The sequence below is a fragment of the Sulfitobacter sp. PM12 genome, from assembly GCF_045586035.1.
Lineage (GTDB): Bacteria > Pseudomonadota > Alphaproteobacteria > Rhodobacterales > Rhodobacteraceae > Sulfitobacter > Sulfitobacter pontiacus.
This window is the reverse complement of record NZ_CP151534.1, coordinates 99921-115067: the sequence shown is the minus strand read 5'-3', so window position 1 is coordinate 115067 and position 15147 is coordinate 99921. Positions and strand designations below refer to the sequence as shown.

Here is a 15147-nt window from a genome sequence, read left to right as displayed (position 1 = left end):
ATCTGACGCAGGAGGCTTTATGCCGATCATCGAGATTCATGTGCTGCAAGGGTATGACGCAGCCCAGAAAACAAGGCTGTGCAAGGCGCTGACCAATGCCGCGCGCACGGTGATTCCCGCGACACCGGATGCGGTGACAGTGATGATCAAGGAAATGCCCGCCACCGATTACATGCGGGGCGGCCAGCTCCGGTCGCCCGCTCCCGCCCTGCCGGATGCCCCGTCAATGGTGGCGCGGTACCTGCGCGCGATGGAGCAGCGCGACATCGTTCCCGCCCGCACGCTTTTAGGCGACGGGTTCACCATGCACTTCCCCGGTGCCGCGCCTATGACAGAGCTTGATGATCTGCTGGAGTGGGCCGCGCCGCGCTATCGCTTCGTCAAGAAAACCATCGCCTCGATCGACCTTGCACCCGGCGACGGACCGGCCACGGTCGTCTATTGCCACGGCACGCTGTCAGGCGAATGGCCCGACGGGACCGCATTTTCCGATATTCGCTTTATCGACCGCTTCGAAGTCACCGACGGCTTCATCACCCGCCAAGACGTCTGGAATGACATCGCAGAAATAAAGGCCCAACCATGACCCAAGACATCGACCCGATTACATTGGCCGTTCTGGCCGGACGGATGGAACAGATTGCCGACGAAATGGACGCAACCCTGTTCCGCGCCGCCTTTAACCCGATCATCGCCGAAGCACATGATGCCTCGCACGGGCTGTATCATGCGGTGTCGGGCGACACGCTGGTGCAGGGCAAGTCCGGGCTGCCGATCTTTGTCGGGGTGATGTCATTTGCCGTGAAGGCGGTGATCGACAAAGCGGCCGAGAATGGCGATCTGGAAGACGGCGACATCTATATCTTCAACGATGCCCATCTGGGCGGCACGCACCTGTCCGACATGCGGTTGGTGCGCCCCTATTTTCACGACGGCAAACTGTTTTGCTATCTCGCCTCGGTCGGGCATTGGCATGATGTGGGCGGCGCGGTGCCGGGCAACTACAACCCCGCCGCCACCGACGCCTTCCAAGAAGCCTTCGTGCTGCCCCCTGTGCGTCTTGCCAAAGCGGGCAAGGTCCAGACCGATATTATCGACATCCTGATGCGCAACACCCGCCTGCCGCAATCGGCCCAAGGCGATCTGAACGGCCAGCTCGGCGCGCTTGATCTGGGCAAGAAACGTCTGGACGAGCTGCTGGCGGAATACGGTGCCGACACTGTGCGCGCGGCATTGGATGCGCTGCAGGACCGCGCCGAAACCCTGATGCGGACAGAGCTGACAGACCTGCCAGATGGACGCTGGGAGGCAGAGGATTTTCTGGATAACGACGGCATCACCGATACGCCGCTGCCGATCAAGGTCGCGCTCGAGATCAAGGGCGATCAGATGCTGCTGGATTTCACCGGCACGGCAGACCGCTGTGCAGGACCGGTCAATATCGCGCTCCCCACGGCGGTGGCCACGGCCTATGTCGCGATCAAACATATCTTTCCCAGCCTGCCCGCCAACGCCGGTGTGATGCGCCCGATCGAGGTGAAGATCCCCGAAGGGTCGCTGCTGTCCGCCCCCTTCCCGGCGCCGGTCGGCGGCTATACCGAAACGATCCTGCGGATGGTCGATGTGATCCTTTCCGCCGCGTCGCAGGCGGCACCGGACCGCGTGGTTGCCAACGCGTATGGCACGATCAACGCGCTGTCGATTTCGGGCAAACGCGCGAATGGTCAACCCTGGGTGATGTTCAGCTTTTACGGCGGCGGGCATGGGGGCTCTCCCGAAGGGGACGGTCTGAACCACGGCAATGCGCCGATCTCCACCGCGACCATCCCCCCGATGGAAATCCTCGAATCCGCCTATCCGGTGATGTTCAAACAATGGGCGCTGCGCCCTGACAGCGCCGGTGCGGGTCAGCATCGCGGCGGCATGGGGGCTACCTACGAGATCGAAGTGCTTGAGGAATCTGCTACCGCCTTTCTGTTCGGCGAACGCGGGCGCTTTGCGCCGAAAGGGGTCGCAGGCGGGGGCGACGCGGCGCTGAACCGGTTTGAGTACGAACAAGACGACGGCTGGCACGCCCCGCCGATGGCCTCGAAAATGGTGGGCATCAAGCTGCAACGCGGCCAGTCCGTACGGCTCGATACCCCCGGCGGTGGCGGCTATGGCGCGCCCGCAAACCGTGCTGCGGCCGATGTGGCCCGCGACGTGGCGGGTGGCCTGCTGACACCCGACTACGCGACACAGACTTATGGCCCAGACTGGAAAGAGGTGACCCAATGACCAGCGCAAACCGCATGATCGGCGTCGATGTCGGCGGCACCTTCACCGATATTTTCGTTCTGGACGAGGCAACAGGCAGCGCGCAGGTTGCCAAGGTTCCCACCTCGCGCCCCGACCAATCGGCGGGCTTTTTGTCGGGCATCGGGTCGCGGGTCGATGATCTGTCAACTGTCTCTGTCGTCGTACATGGCACCACTGCCGGCACCAACGCGCTGCTGGAACGCAAAGGGGCCAAGATCGGCGTGATCACCACAATGGGCCTACGCGACGTGCTGGAAATGCGCCGCCGTGACCGGCCGCGCACCTGGGGCCTGCGAGGGGATTTCACGCCCGTTGTCGATCGCGCCTTGCGCCTTGAAGTACCGGAACGCACGCTTGCCGATGGCACAATCCGTCAGGCGGTGGACCTCGAGGCGGTGCAAGCCGCCGCGCAAGAGCTGCTGGATCAGGGCTGTCTTGCCTGTGCGATCCTCTTTGCCAACAGTTATGCCAATGCCGAAAACGAAAGACTGGCGGTCGAAGCCGTGCGCGCCATGTGGCCGAATGCCCATGTCTCGGCATCAAGTGAAATCCTGCCCGAGATCCGCGAGTTCGAACGGTTCTCTACCACCGCGTTGAACGCCTATCTGCAACCCGAAGTCTCTGGCTACCTCGCGCGGCTTGAAACCGCGCTGAAACAGGACGGGTTTGCGGGCGAGTTCATGATCGTGCAGTCCAATGGCGGGGTGATGGACGCGGCGACCGCAGCGCGTCTGCCCGTGCGCACAGCGCTTTCGGGTCCGGCAGCGGGGGTCATCGCCGCGGGTTACATCGCCGAAGCCGCCGGTTTTCCCGATATCATCACCGGCGACATGGGCGGCACCTCTTTCGATGTGAGCCTGATCGCCAAAGGCCAGTCGATGCTGTCGCAGCAGACCTCGATCGACTTCGGCATGGTGGTCCGGTCCCCCATGATCGAGATTACGACAATCGGCGCGGGCGGTGGCTCTATCGCTTGGGTCGATAAGGGCGGCTTGCTGAACATCGGGCCGGAAAGCGCCGGGTCCACTCCCGGCCCTGTCGCCTATGGTCAGGGGAACACGCGCCCCACCGTGACCGACGCCAATGTCGTTCTGGGCCGTATTGATCCCGACAACCCCATCGGTGGCAAGCTGGACCGGCTGGACGTGGAGGCGGCAAAGGCCGCGATCCTTGAACACGTGGGCACCCCCCTTGGGCTTGACGCGCTGCAAGCCGCCGAGGCGATCTTGCGCGTGGCCAACAGCCGCATGGCCGGCGCGCTGCGACTTGTCTCTATCGAGCGCGGGTTTGATCCAAAACGCTTTGCGTTCATGCCCTTTGGTGGCGGTGGTGCGTTGCATTCCGGTGCCATGATGGCAGAGGTCGGTCTGGCGCGGTCCATCGTGCCGCGTTACCCGGGGGTAACATCTGCCATGGGCTGCGTCATCGCGGATATGCGGCAGGATTTCGTGCAAACCATCAACGCCACCCTGTCGGGCATCGACCTTGGGGCGCTGACCGGTTTCATGCAAACCCACGTTGATGACGGGCTTGCCACGCTTGAAGCCGCGCGCACCCATTTTGAACGGCGCGATACGGAGTTCACGCTTGATATGGCCTATCTCGGCCAGACGCATACGGTATCGGTGACGCTGCCGGTGACAGTGACCGATGGCACAGTGACACCCCCGACAGAGGACGATATCTCGGCGGCATTCGACAGCGCCTACCGCGCCACCTACGGGCGGCTGCTTGAGAATGGCACGCGACGGGTGATCAACCTGCGTTCTGCCATCACCGGACGGCGCCCGCGCTTTGATCTGTCCACTCTCGCCCCTGTCGGTGGCAGCGTTGAAGACGCGCTGAAAGGCACGCGTCAGGTCCACTTTGACGGTCAATGGCACGAGACGAAGCTCTATCACCGTCTTTCCTTGCCGGTCGGTGCCGAAGTCCCCGGCCCCGCAATCCTTGAACAACCTGACACAACCGTGTTGATCGAACCCGGACTGGTCGGCAAAGTCGACGCCTACGGCAACACTCTGATCGAAAGGGCCACCGCATGACCCCTGCCACGACCGCTTTGCTGACCATCGACCTGCAAAATGATTTCCTGCATCCCGAAGGCGCCTATGGCCGTGCGGGTCAGGGGGCCGAGAGCATCCTCGCCCTGCCCGACCGGATCGCACCTCTCAAGTCCGCGCTGACCAAGGCGGGCGGCACCTATATCTCGGCGCAGTTCACGCTGGTACCGGGACGCGATGACGAACCGCTGATCGCCGCGCATCTCAAGAAGCTTCGCCCCTTCCTGACTAAGGGCGATTTTACCCCGGGCGGCTTTGGCCACGCGCTGGTAGATACGCTCGCCCCGGCGGATTTCACGATCGAGAAGGTCGCCTACTCTGCCTTTTACCAGACACGGCTTGAATATGTGCTGCGCGCGATGAAGATCGACACGCTGATCATCGGCGGGATCGTCACCAACGGCGGTGTCGCCAGTACCGTGCGGGATGCGCATCTGCGCGACATCCATACGGTGCTGCTGTCGGACGGTTGCGCCGCGTTCAAACAGGACGTGCACGAGGCGACGCTGACCTCGCTGGGGTCGGTGACGCAGGTGATGACCTGCGCCGAAGCCACCGCCGCTGTCGGAGGTGCCCAATGACCCTGCGCCAACGCCTGACCGCCCCCGATATTCTGATCGCCCCCGGTGTCTATGACGGGCTGACCGCCGCCCTTGCCACCGACGCGGGGTTCGAGGCGCTGTATCTTTCCGGTGCAGCGGTTGCCTACACCCGTTTGGGCCGCCCCGACATCGGGCTCAGCACCGCGTCCGAGATGACCGATACGATGGCGTTGATTGCCGATCGCACCGACCTGCCGGTGATCATGGATGCCGACACCGGTTTCGGCAATGCGCTGAACGCGCGACGCACGATGCAAAGCTATGAACGTGCGGGCGCCTCTGCTTTGCAGGTGGAGGACCAGACCTACCCCAAAAAATGTGGTCATCTGTCTGATAAGTCGCTAATCCCGAAAGAGGAAATGGCCGGCAAGATCGCCGCCATGGCCGATGCGCGCCGCCACGATACGCTGATCATCGCCCGCACCGACGCCATCGCGGTCGAAGGCTTTGACGCGGCGATTGATCGCGCGGGCAGCTATATCGACGCCGGTGCCGATGTGCTATTCATCGAGGCCCCCCGCGACAGCGGAGAGCTTTCGCGCATCGCCGATACCTTCAAGGGGCGTGTCCCGCTGCTGGCCAATATGGTGGAAGGCGGCGCGACCCCGATCTCTTCGGCGACCACGCTAGAGGATATGGGTTTCGATATCGTGATTTTCCCCGGCGGCATCGTGCGCGCTTTGGCGAAATCGGCGCAGGACTATTACGCGAGCCTGAAAGCAACCGGCTCTAACAAAGCGTTTTCCGACCGGATGCATGATTTCGACGGGTTGAATGCAGCGATTGGCACCCCCGAGATGCTGGCCCTTGGAAAGCGGTTCGATGGCAAGTCCTGATGTCGCCGCCCCGCCGTCGGCTTTCGATCTAGAGGTCGAAACCCTGATCATCGGCGCGGGTGCCTGCGGCATGATCGCGGCGCTGGCGGCGCATGAGGCAGGTCAGGATGTGCTGCTGCTAGAGGCCGACCCGATCCCCACAGGCTCTACCGCGCTGAGCGCCGGGTTGATCCCCGCGGCAGGGACGCGCCTGCAAAAGGACGCGGGGATCAGTGACAGCCCCGACGGTTTTGCCACCGACATTCAGGCCAAGGCGCACCACGAAAACGATAACGCACTGGTCGCTGCGATGGCCCGCACCGCCCCTCAGGTCATCGACTGGCTTGTCGAAACACATGGGCTGCCGTTCTCCCTCGTGCGTGACTTTGATTACCCCGGTCACAGCCAACGGCGGATGCACGGGCTGCCCTCACGGTCGGGGCGCGAATTGATCGACGCCCTGCGCGCGCGGATCGAGGCGCTTGATATTCCGCTGATCTGTAACCGCCGCGCCACCCGGCTTTATGCGGCAGGCGCAACGCTCGCAGGGGCGCGGGTGTCGCTGCCTGACCAAAGCGGCGAGGATATCGGCTGCGACCGGCTGATCCTTGCGTGCAACGGGTTCGGCGGCAACCGCGCCATGGTCGCCCACCACATGCCGGATATCGCGGACGCGGTCTGGTTCGGCCATGACGGCAACCGAGGAGAGGCGATCAGCTGGGGCGAGGCGCTTGGCGCCCGCCGCCGTCATCTGGGTGCCTATCAGGGGCACGGCAATGTCGCCCACCCTCATGGCATCCTGATCACATGGGCCACAATCACCGAAGGCGGCGTTCAGGTGAATACGACCGGCAAGCGGTTCTGGAACGAAGCGCAGGGCTACTCCGAAGCGGCGCGGGCAGTGCTGGCGCAGCCTGACGGCGTGGCGTGGACCATATTCGACGCCCGCATCGCCGAGATTGCCCGCCAGTTCGAGGATTTCAAGAACGCCGAGGCCCAAGGGGCGGTGATCACAGGGGATACGGTCGAAACACTGGCTGAAAAGGCCGGATTGCCCGCAGATGTTTTGGCGAAAACGATCACTGATATTCCGGCGGGCGGGCGGGATGCCTTTGGCCGCACATGGGGTGCGGCGTCCCTTTCTGCCCCCTTCTGCGCGGTGAAGGTGACCGGCGCGCTGTTTCACACGCAAGGCGGGCTTGAGGTCGACCCGACGACGGCCAAGGTGCGCAGGGCAGAGGGTGGCACATTCGACAATCTATACGCCGCTGGCGGCGCCGCTTGCGGGGTATCGGGCAAGGGCGACAGCGGCTATCTGTCGGGCAACGGCTTGCTCGCGGCTGTCACGCTCGGGTTCATCGCGGGGCGCGGATAGGGTTTTGCCGCCATCCTGCGTCTCGCGTGGTCGTTGGCGCGTTATCCCTTACTCGGCGGTCCAACCGCCATCGACCATCAAGGCTGTGCCCGTCACCATGGCAGACGCATCGCTCGCGAGGTAGACGATCGGGCCCATGATATCCTCGATCTCGCCGACGCGGCCCAGTTTGATCTTTTCTTCAATCCAAGCCAGACGCGTGGGATCGGATAGGGTTTGCTCTCCTAAAGGCGTGCGGATGAAGGTGGGGCATAGCGTATTGATGCGCACCGCCTTTGGGCCCCATTCGATTGCCATCGCTTTCACCATCCCTTCCAAAGCGTGCTTCGATGCGCAGTAGACCCCCCGATCGATGCCCCCGACATGGCCCATCTGACTGCTTACATGGATGATCGAACCGGGACGGCCCGCTGCGATCATTTGGTCGGCGGCGGCTGTGGAAAGGAAATAGGCTGCCCGAAGGTTAACATTCATGACGGCGTCGAAATCCTCGGGCGTTGTGTCCAACGCAGGCCCGTGGCGGGCCATGCCGGCGGAATTGACCACGATGTCAAACGCCCCAAGGCCGGCAAACGCCGCGCGGGTCGCATCCACATCAGTGATGTCGAGCTCTTGCGTCTCGCAGCTCAGCCCCTGAGCCTCCATCGCCGCGTGCAACTCGCCCAACGGTCCGGCCCGGCGCGCGGCGCAGACGACATGCGCCCCCGCCCTGGCCAAGGCCGTCGCAGCCCCCAGACCGATGCCAGAGGTGGCACCGGTCACAAACGCGCGTTTCCCCGAAAGGTCAAACCCGGCAAAGGACGGAAGTTGCATCAAGATCTCCTAGGTTGACAGCAGTCTATTCGGCCGCTTCGCGGTAGCTTGCGGCTGCGCCATACGGCACGTTCTCACCGCCATAGCGCCGCACGCGGACATTGCATTGTTCGGCGTGCCCCACAAAGCCTTCCAACATGCATAGACGCGAACCATAGGCCCCGACCATTGCTGCAGCCTCATCCGTCATAATCTTCTGATAGGAATGGGTCTTGAGGAATTTACCAACCCAAAGCCCCCCTGTATAGCGCCCCGCCTTATGCGTGGGCAGCGTGTGGTTGGTCCCGATCACCTTATCGCCATTGGCGACATTCGTACGCGGGCCCAAAAACAGCGCGCCATAGCAGGTCATGTTTTCCAAGAACCAGTCATCACGATCCGTCATGACCTGCACATGCTCCGACGCGATATCATCGGCCACCTGCAACATCTCGTCGTAGGTATCACAGACGATCACCTCGCCGTATTCCTCCCAGCTTGTCTGGGCTGTGGCCGCAGTCGGGAGAATTTGGAGCAGACGGTCAATCTCGGCCAAAGTATCCTCGGCCAACTGACGCGAATTGGTCAGCAAAACGGCAGGAGAGTTATAGCCGTGTTCCGCCTGCCCCAAGAGATCGGTCGCGCAGAGCTCGGCATCCGCTGCTGTCTCATCCGCGATAACCATCGTCTCGGTCGGGCCGGCGAAGAGATCAATACCCACCCGTCCGTAAAGCTGACGCTTGGCCTCGGCCACGAAGGCATTGCCGGGGCCAACCAGCATGTGTACCGGATCGATCGTCTCTGTGCCAAGCGCCATAGCCCCGACCGCCTGAATCCCGCCCATGACATAGATCTCATCCGCCCCGCCCAAATGCATGGCGGCAATAACAGCTGGGTTTGGTTTCCCGTTGAAGGGCGGCGTGCAGGCCACAATGCGCGGTACTTCGGCAACCTTGGCCGTGGCGACGGACATATGCGCGCTGGCGACCATGGGGAATTTCCCACCCGGAATGTAGCAGCCGACGGATTGAACCGGGATATTCTTGTGCCCCAGAATAACCCCCGGAAGCGTCTCTACTTCGATGTCGGTCATGGAAGCGCGTTGCGCGCGGGCAAAATTCACGACCTGCTCTTGCGCAAACTGAATGTCCTGCAATTCCCGTGCGCTGAGCTGACCGATCAGGCCGTCAATCTCTTGCTGGCTTAGCCGGAAGGTTTCCGGGCTGTAGCTGTCGAACTTTTCGCTCAATTCGCGCACCGCTGTGTCGCCGCGCGTTTCGATGTCCTGCAAGGTCTGCTCGACGACCGCACGGGTCTTGGCGTCGTCATCGGCACGGGCAGCATCGGATTTGCCCTTCTTGAGGTAGGTAATTGTCATGGTTCGGTCCTTTGGTCAGGCGCTGGCAGTGATAGGTCATTTCTAGGCTGACCAATCCGAGTTGCAATATTTTCTGAATATGCTGCAATTATTTCATAGTCATGTCAGCGCGCGTCTCTCTTTTTGAAATCTTCCACAAGCGCTGTACCGCCCAATTGCATGAGCGTGTGTTCGGACCCCACGACAAAGAAGCTCCCGCCGGCGTCGCGGTGCGCGTCTAGGGGCTCTGTCGGGGCGCAATAGAGTCCCGTGGCCGCCCCTGTCGCGGAAAGGATGTCCCGCGTCATCTTTGCCACTTCAGGCGCAAAGAAATCGGACAGACCATGAGAAACGGCCAGATCAGCGCGCCCGATAAAGAGCGCATCTACGCCGTCTACATCCGCAATTTCACTGTGGTTGACCACGCCGTCGGGGTCTTCAATCTGGCAGATCATGGCGACTTCACTTCGCGCCACGGACAGATGCTCTTTCAGGCTGCGGCCAGCATAGTCTGCCGCCCGTGACGTGCCGGCAAAACCACGCCCGCCGGGGCCGTAAGTCACGGCGCGCGCCAGTTCTTTGGCCTGCGCTGCGGTTTCGACATGAGGCACCATGACACCGGCCGCGCCGCCGTCCAGCACATTGAGCACCCAATCCGCTGTTGCCACTGGCACGCGCACCACGATGGGGCACCCTTCGGCACGTCCGGCCATTGTCATGGCGTCAACGGTGCCCCGATCAAAGGGCGCGTGTTCGGCATCGACGACGAGGAAATCGAACCCTGCCCGGGCCATGATTTCGATCACGATCGGATGGGGCGTTTTGATAAAAGCCCCGAGCATGGGCTCTCGTGCGACCAGCCGTGCCTTGAATTCAGCATTCGTCATCATTTCCAATACCCTCCTTGGCCCTTAAGCCGTTTGCATTTCGACATTTTCCGCAGCGCCCAAGGCTTTGCGAGAGAAGACCACCAAGACCGCGAACACGACAGCGGCTGCCGCCGTCGCCGGCCAAGGCGGCATCAGCGCAAGCCCAATCGGCACGACCCAAAGCAGCCGCGACAGACCGCCCCAAGGCAGCCGCGCGCCGCCCAGAAGATGCGCAACGCCCAAGGCGAAAACGCCTCCGGACAGGATGGCACGCAGGATGTCTCCGGCTTCGCCACCGCCCAACATGCCGGGATAGGCGAGGAACAGCATTGGCAAGGCATATGCGGTCGCCCCAAGGCGCAACGTCTCGCCCGCGACCTTCATCCACGGGGCCTGCGCAATGGTCGCCGCAACGAAAACACCAAGGCAGACAGGCGGCGTGATAACCGACAGCGCCGCATAGTAGAGCACAAACATGTGCACCACGAGCGGATCAATACCCTGTTGGATCAGCGCCGGAGCGAAAACAGCCGCGACCATGACGTAGGCTGCCGAGGTCGGCAGGCCCATGCCCGCGATCAGGCAGACAATGGCCATGAGCCCGGCAATGAGCCAGATTTGCCCCTGCCCGATCGACAACACCGCTGCTGTTACCGCGACGCCAAACCCGGTCAGGTTGATCATGGCGACAAACACCTGTGCGCCGACCAGAAGGATCCCGACAATGACAACACCTTTTCCGCCCGCTTCCAGCGCACGAATGATGATGCCGATGACGGCACGGGGATCCTCACCACTCGAGATCCGCGCGACAAGGACGGCCACCAACATGGCAATCATGCCGTAACAGGCCGTCAGCTCGACGGAATTGCCGTTGAGGACGCCAAATCCAAGCCCCAGCAAGGCGGCAACAATAGGGGCGAGCCGCGCAAAGGTCATGGCGCCGCGCCAGTCCGGTAGGTCTTCGGAGGTCACCGGACGAAAGCCCTGACGGCGCGCGATGACGTGAACGGTTGAGTAGATGCCAAGGTAGAACAACAGTGCAGGCACAACGCCCGCAAGCGCGATAGACCAGTAGTTCACGCCCACAAGCTCGGCCATGACAAAGGCGGCAGTCCCCATGATCGGGGGGGCGAGCTGGCCGCCAGTCGATGCGATAGCCTCTACCGCGCCGGCATAGGCAGGGGGGTATTTCAGCCGTTTCATCAGGGGGATCGTGAAGTTCCCCGTCGTCGCGACATTGGCGACGGTCGAGCCGTTGATCGCCCCAAAGAAGCCCGATGCGAAGGTCGCGATTTTCGCCGCCCCACCGGGCCGGGAGCCACCCAAACGGGCCGAGAGGTCAAAGAATGTCTCGCCTGCGCCCGTGTGCAACAGGATCGCGCCGAACAGCACAAATGCTGCCAGCGTCGTCGAGGCCACATTGACCAGCATACCCCATAGGCCACGGTCGGACAGGAAGATGATCTCGGTGAGATAGCCGGCGTCAAAGCCACGGTGCCCGAATTGTCCGGGGATCAAATAGCCGAAGAATGCATAGGTAACAGCCGCGATGACGATAAGGGGGAACACCCAGTTGGAGCTGCGCCTTGCCAGTTCAAGCACGCAGGCCAATGTGCCGAACCCCATGACCATATCCCAACCGTTCGCCCAAGGCAGATCGTTCATAATGGTTTCGTAGTTGGCTATGATATAGGCACCTGACACCGTCACAACGCCGACGATTGCCGCATCGATTACGATACCAAGCGGGCGCAGGCGGCTGCCTTCGAAAAGCGGGTGCATCAGCACGGCCAAGGCGGTGATCATCATCACAAAGATCGCACGCTGCACGAGCGATTCAAACGGCCCGTTGAAAGAGGTGTAGAACACAAACACCCCCAGAAGCACTGCAAGAGCCGCGATGGCGGTCTGTCGAAAATGAGCGAAGATCGGAAGAGTATTCATCACGGCACCTTGGCGAAAATGGTAAATAGAGGGGCGACACGCGCCGCCCCTTTTGAGATCAGGTCTTTTACTTGAGGCGCGCAGGCACGGTCAGGCCGATTTCCTCGTAGTAGCGGATGGCACCAGGATGCAGCGGGCTGGTTGCGTATTGCAGGGTCAGCTCTGGCAGGTTCAAGCCCTTTACCGTCGGGAAAGCGGCGGATTGCTCTTCCATATTCTCCATCACGGCTTTGGTCAGGTCATAGGCCGTCTGGTCGTCCATATTAGGGCGCGCAGAGACACCGATCATGAATCCCCAGACCTTGTAAGGGCCTGTGTTCTCCATCTCACCGCCCGGCATGTCCACGATGGAAAGCTCCGGCAGCGCTTCGCGGATCTTGGCTTCTTGCGCGTCGTCGATGCCAAGCGCAGTCAGCGGCGTGAAGGCCGCGATATCGGTGGTAAGCGCATCGAAAGACGTTCCCACGGCGCTTTTGACGAAGCCTTCGGAACGGCCGTCTTTGATGGCGTTGGCCTGTTCGCTGTTGGTCCCGCGCACCCAATCGGGCGAGATTTCCAGCAGGTCGAACACAGCCAAGGCCGTGGCTTCGGTCGACGACCCACGCATGCCCGGTCCGAACTTCTTGCCGTCGATATCCGACAGTTTCTCGATACCGGAATCGCGGCGAACGACTGCGTTCTGCGGTGCCAGAGAATACGCCCACAGGAGTTTGGATTCGATCGGTTTGCCGTCAAAGCTCTTGATGCCATTGTAGGCGTGATACAGCGTCGACGTCGTGATCAGCCCGATATCCAACTGGTCGCGCGCCATGCGTTTGAGGTTATCGACCGTGGCACCCGTTTCCACGACCGACGCCTGATAGGCGTCCGGATAGGCAGAGTTGATGATTTTCGCGAGCGAGGCGAAATAGGCATAATGCGCGCTTTGCGAATTGGTCGCACCGAAAGCGAGCCGCGTTTCAGCTTGAGCAGGCAATGCCACCCCAAGCCCGGCAAGGGACAGTGCAGCGGCGACAGCGAAGTTGCGTAGTTTCATGGGTATCCTCCAAATATCATGAAACGATCCCGATAGGGACGTTCGAACGGAGGTTAGCCACAGTGCATAGCCGCTATGCAATTCCTGTCTGCGTTAATGAAATAATTTCACTACCCGCTTTGACGTTCTTGGAGTTCACCCGCCAAAACACGGATATCACCGGTCCCGACATAGCTCTCGGCGCTTAATATGATATCTACAGCTTGATCCAGCATGCGGCGCAGTGGCTGGCGCATTGTGGTCAGCCGATAGGATTCCCAGGCCGCCATCGGAATGTCGTCGAACCCGATCACAGCCAGATCACCGGGGACCGAGATGCCTTTGTTTCGTGCAGCATCGAGCATGGCAATCGCCATGATGTCATTGGCGCAGAACACGGCGTCCGGCATCGGACGCTGGACCAACATTTCTTGCGCTGCGGCATAGGCTTGGCGGTAGCTGAACCCGCCGTCGAACTGCACAGCGATCTCGCGTCCGGCCTCTTCCAACTGGTCGCGAAACCCTCGCATGCGTTCCAGATGCGTCGAGGTATCACGCCGCCCACCGATAAAGGCGATGCGCTGTCGGCCACCGTCGAGAAACCGCCGCGCAATCGTTCGCGCGCCCCCGTAATTGTCGCAGCACACCGCCATCATGGTACTGTCGGTCTGTACCCGATTCAGCAACACGGCGGGAATTCCGTTCTGACGACAGGCACGCGCCAGCCCGGAGGTGATTGTGGAGCTTGCCAGAATGACCCCCTGCGTGCGGAAGTCGATGACTTGACGGATCATCGTGTCCACATCTTCGGCCGCTGGCACCACATGCATAATCGCCTTGAGCCCGCGCCCTGGTAGCATTCGGGTCAATTCGTCCATCACAATGGGATAGAACGGGTTGCGCATTTCGCTCAGCACCATCGAGATCGTGTTGCTGGATTGTTTGGCCAACACCTGATCGACCTTGCTCACATAGCCAAGCGCCGTGGCAGCAGCAAAGATCGCTTTGCGCTTATCCTCGGCAATCGGGGCATTCCCCCGATACGCGCGCGACACGGCGGACACCGAAACGCCCGCGCGGGCGGCAACATCTTTGGCAGTGACCTTTTTCATATCGATTGCCTTACCCGATTGCTGCGCTTGCCCGAAATGGGGACTGACGGCTGACCTCGCGCATAGTTTGACGAAGCAATGACATGGGTGCAATTGTGAAACGTACCCGCCATTGTGTTCAAATACTTGGATGAAAGCTGCCGAAAAGTAGCACGCTCAGAAAGCCCCCATGCCAGACCGCACAGATTTTTCGACCATTGTTTTCGACGTAAACGAAACCCTTCTGGATATCGCGACGCTAGAGCCGTTCTTTGACCGCGTGTTCGGCAATGCCGCGGTCCTGCGCGAATGGTTTCCGGAGCTGATCTTGTATTCACAAACAGTGACCTTGTCCGGGCTCTATGCGCCCTTCGGCGATCTGGCCGGCGGTGTTCTGCGGATGGTTGGCGACAATAGAAACATCGCCATTCAGGACAGCGACGTATCCGAGCTGAAGTCACTGATTGGATCGATGCCCGCCCACGCCGATGTGACCCCGGCCTTGACCAAATTGCGCGACGCGGGGTTCACGCTTGTGACCCTGACGAACTCCGCCCCATCCCCCGCACCGACACCCCTTGAAAAAGCCGGCATCGCAGCGCTTTTTGACCACCACTTTAGCGTAGCCGAGGTTGGTCACTTCAAACCTCATCCGTCGACATATCAGATGGTTGCCGACCGTCTGGGCGTCGATGTCTCAAGCCTGTGCATGGTCGCATGTCATATCTGGGACACCATCGGCGCGCAGTCCGTTGGGTGCCGCGGTGCCTTTATCGCGCGGCCACATAACAGCATCCTGCACGTGCCCGGCGTACCGAGACCTGACTTTACCTCACATGATCTCGCCAAGCTTGCCGAGCAGATCATTCAGGCACAGAAGTTGACCGAGTAGTCAGCAAAAAGCCCTGTTCGCCGTCGCGGTGCCG

Annotated in this window: 13 protein-coding genes; 7 read left to right on the top strand and 6 right to left on the bottom strand. The window is 61.4% G+C overall.

Annotated features, from left to right (window positions below):
* The first annotated feature begins 19 nt into the window (after positions 1-19).
* Genes AADW22_RS17720 through AADW22_RS17695 form a run of 6 tightly spaced genes read left to right on the top strand, consistent with a single transcriptional unit; the run spans position 20 to position 7150 of the window.
* On the top strand, positions 20-586 hold the full coding sequence (locus AADW22_RS17720; RefSeq protein WP_407474833.1) for a tautomerase family protein: 567 nt from the start codon (positions 20-22) through the stop codon (positions 584-586).
* Positions 583-2277 (top strand): hydantoinase B/oxoprolinase family protein, encoded by a 1695-nt coding sequence (locus AADW22_RS17715; protein WP_407474832.1) that lies wholly within the window; start codon positions 583-585, stop codon positions 2275-2277. The genes AADW22_RS17720 and AADW22_RS17715 overlap by 4 nt, the downstream gene beginning before the upstream one ends.
* Entirely contained in the window at positions 2274-4340 is a 2067-nt protein-coding gene (locus AADW22_RS17710; protein WP_278426024.1) for a hydantoinase/oxoprolinase family protein, read from the top strand. Before AADW22_RS17715 ends, AADW22_RS17710 begins: the two co-directional genes overlap by 4 nt.
* Positions 4337-4939: a cysteine hydrolase family protein gene (locus AADW22_RS17705; RefSeq protein WP_005848602.1), complete on the top strand. Its 603-nt coding sequence runs from the start codon at positions 4337-4339 to the stop codon at positions 4937-4939. Before AADW22_RS17710 ends, AADW22_RS17705 begins: the two co-directional genes overlap by 4 nt.
* Positions 4936-5796 carry an oxaloacetate decarboxylase gene (locus tag AADW22_RS17700; RefSeq protein WP_009824166.1) on the top strand — a complete coding sequence of 287 codons (861 nt, stop codon included), beginning with the start codon at positions 4936-4938 and terminating at the stop codon, positions 5794-5796. The genes AADW22_RS17705 and AADW22_RS17700 overlap by 4 nt, the downstream gene beginning before the upstream one ends.
* A complete protein-coding gene (locus AADW22_RS17695) occupies positions 5783-7150 on the top strand; it encodes an FAD-dependent oxidoreductase (protein WP_407474831.1) in 1368 nt (455 codons plus the stop codon). The genes AADW22_RS17700 and AADW22_RS17695 overlap by 14 nt, the downstream gene beginning before the upstream one ends.
* 48 nt (positions 7151-7198) lie before the next feature.
* On the opposite strand, the gene AADW22_RS17690 is transcribed toward AADW22_RS17695, so the two are convergent.
* The 6 genes from AADW22_RS17690 to AADW22_RS17665 form a co-directional block, all read right to left on the bottom strand.
* Positions 7199-7963, bottom strand: a complete 765-nt coding sequence (locus AADW22_RS17690; RefSeq protein WP_407474830.1) for an SDR family NAD(P)-dependent oxidoreductase — start codon at positions 7961-7963, stop codon at positions 7199-7201.
* Positions 7964-7988: 25 nt separating this feature from the next.
* The gene (gene hisD, locus AADW22_RS17685) at positions 7989-9320 is read right to left on the bottom strand and encodes a histidinol dehydrogenase (protein WP_407474829.1); all 1332 of its coding nucleotides are present in this window, start codon (positions 9318-9320) and stop codon (positions 7989-7991) included.
* A gap of 104 nt (positions 9321-9424) precedes the next feature.
* The gene (locus tag AADW22_RS17680; RefSeq protein WP_407474828.1) at positions 9425-10189 is read right to left on the bottom strand and encodes an HpcH/HpaI aldolase family protein; all 765 of its coding nucleotides are present in this window, start codon (positions 10187-10189) and stop codon (positions 9425-9427) included.
* Between the two features lie 21 nt (positions 10190-10210).
* Entirely contained in the window at positions 10211-12115 is a 1905-nt protein-coding gene (locus AADW22_RS17675; RefSeq protein WP_407474827.1) for a TRAP transporter permease, read from the bottom strand.
* Between the two features lie 67 nt (positions 12116-12182).
* Positions 12183-13151 (bottom strand): TAXI family TRAP transporter solute-binding subunit, encoded by a 969-nt coding sequence (locus AADW22_RS17670; RefSeq protein ID WP_005848614.1) that lies wholly within the window; start codon positions 13149-13151, stop codon positions 12183-12185.
* A gap of 110 nt (positions 13152-13261) precedes the next feature.
* Positions 13262-14242 carry a LacI family DNA-binding transcriptional regulator gene (locus AADW22_RS17665; protein ID WP_005848616.1) on the bottom strand — a complete coding sequence of 327 codons (981 nt, stop codon included), beginning with the start codon at positions 14240-14242 and terminating at the stop codon, positions 13262-13264.
* Between the two features lie 169 nt (positions 14243-14411).
* Here AADW22_RS17665 and AADW22_RS17660 point away from each other — a divergent pair, with 169 nt between their 5' ends.
* Positions 14412-15113 (top strand): haloacid dehalogenase type II, encoded by a 702-nt coding sequence (locus AADW22_RS17660; protein ID WP_407474826.1) that lies wholly within the window; start codon positions 14412-14414, stop codon positions 15111-15113.
* Positions 15114-15147: the final 34 nt, after the last annotated feature.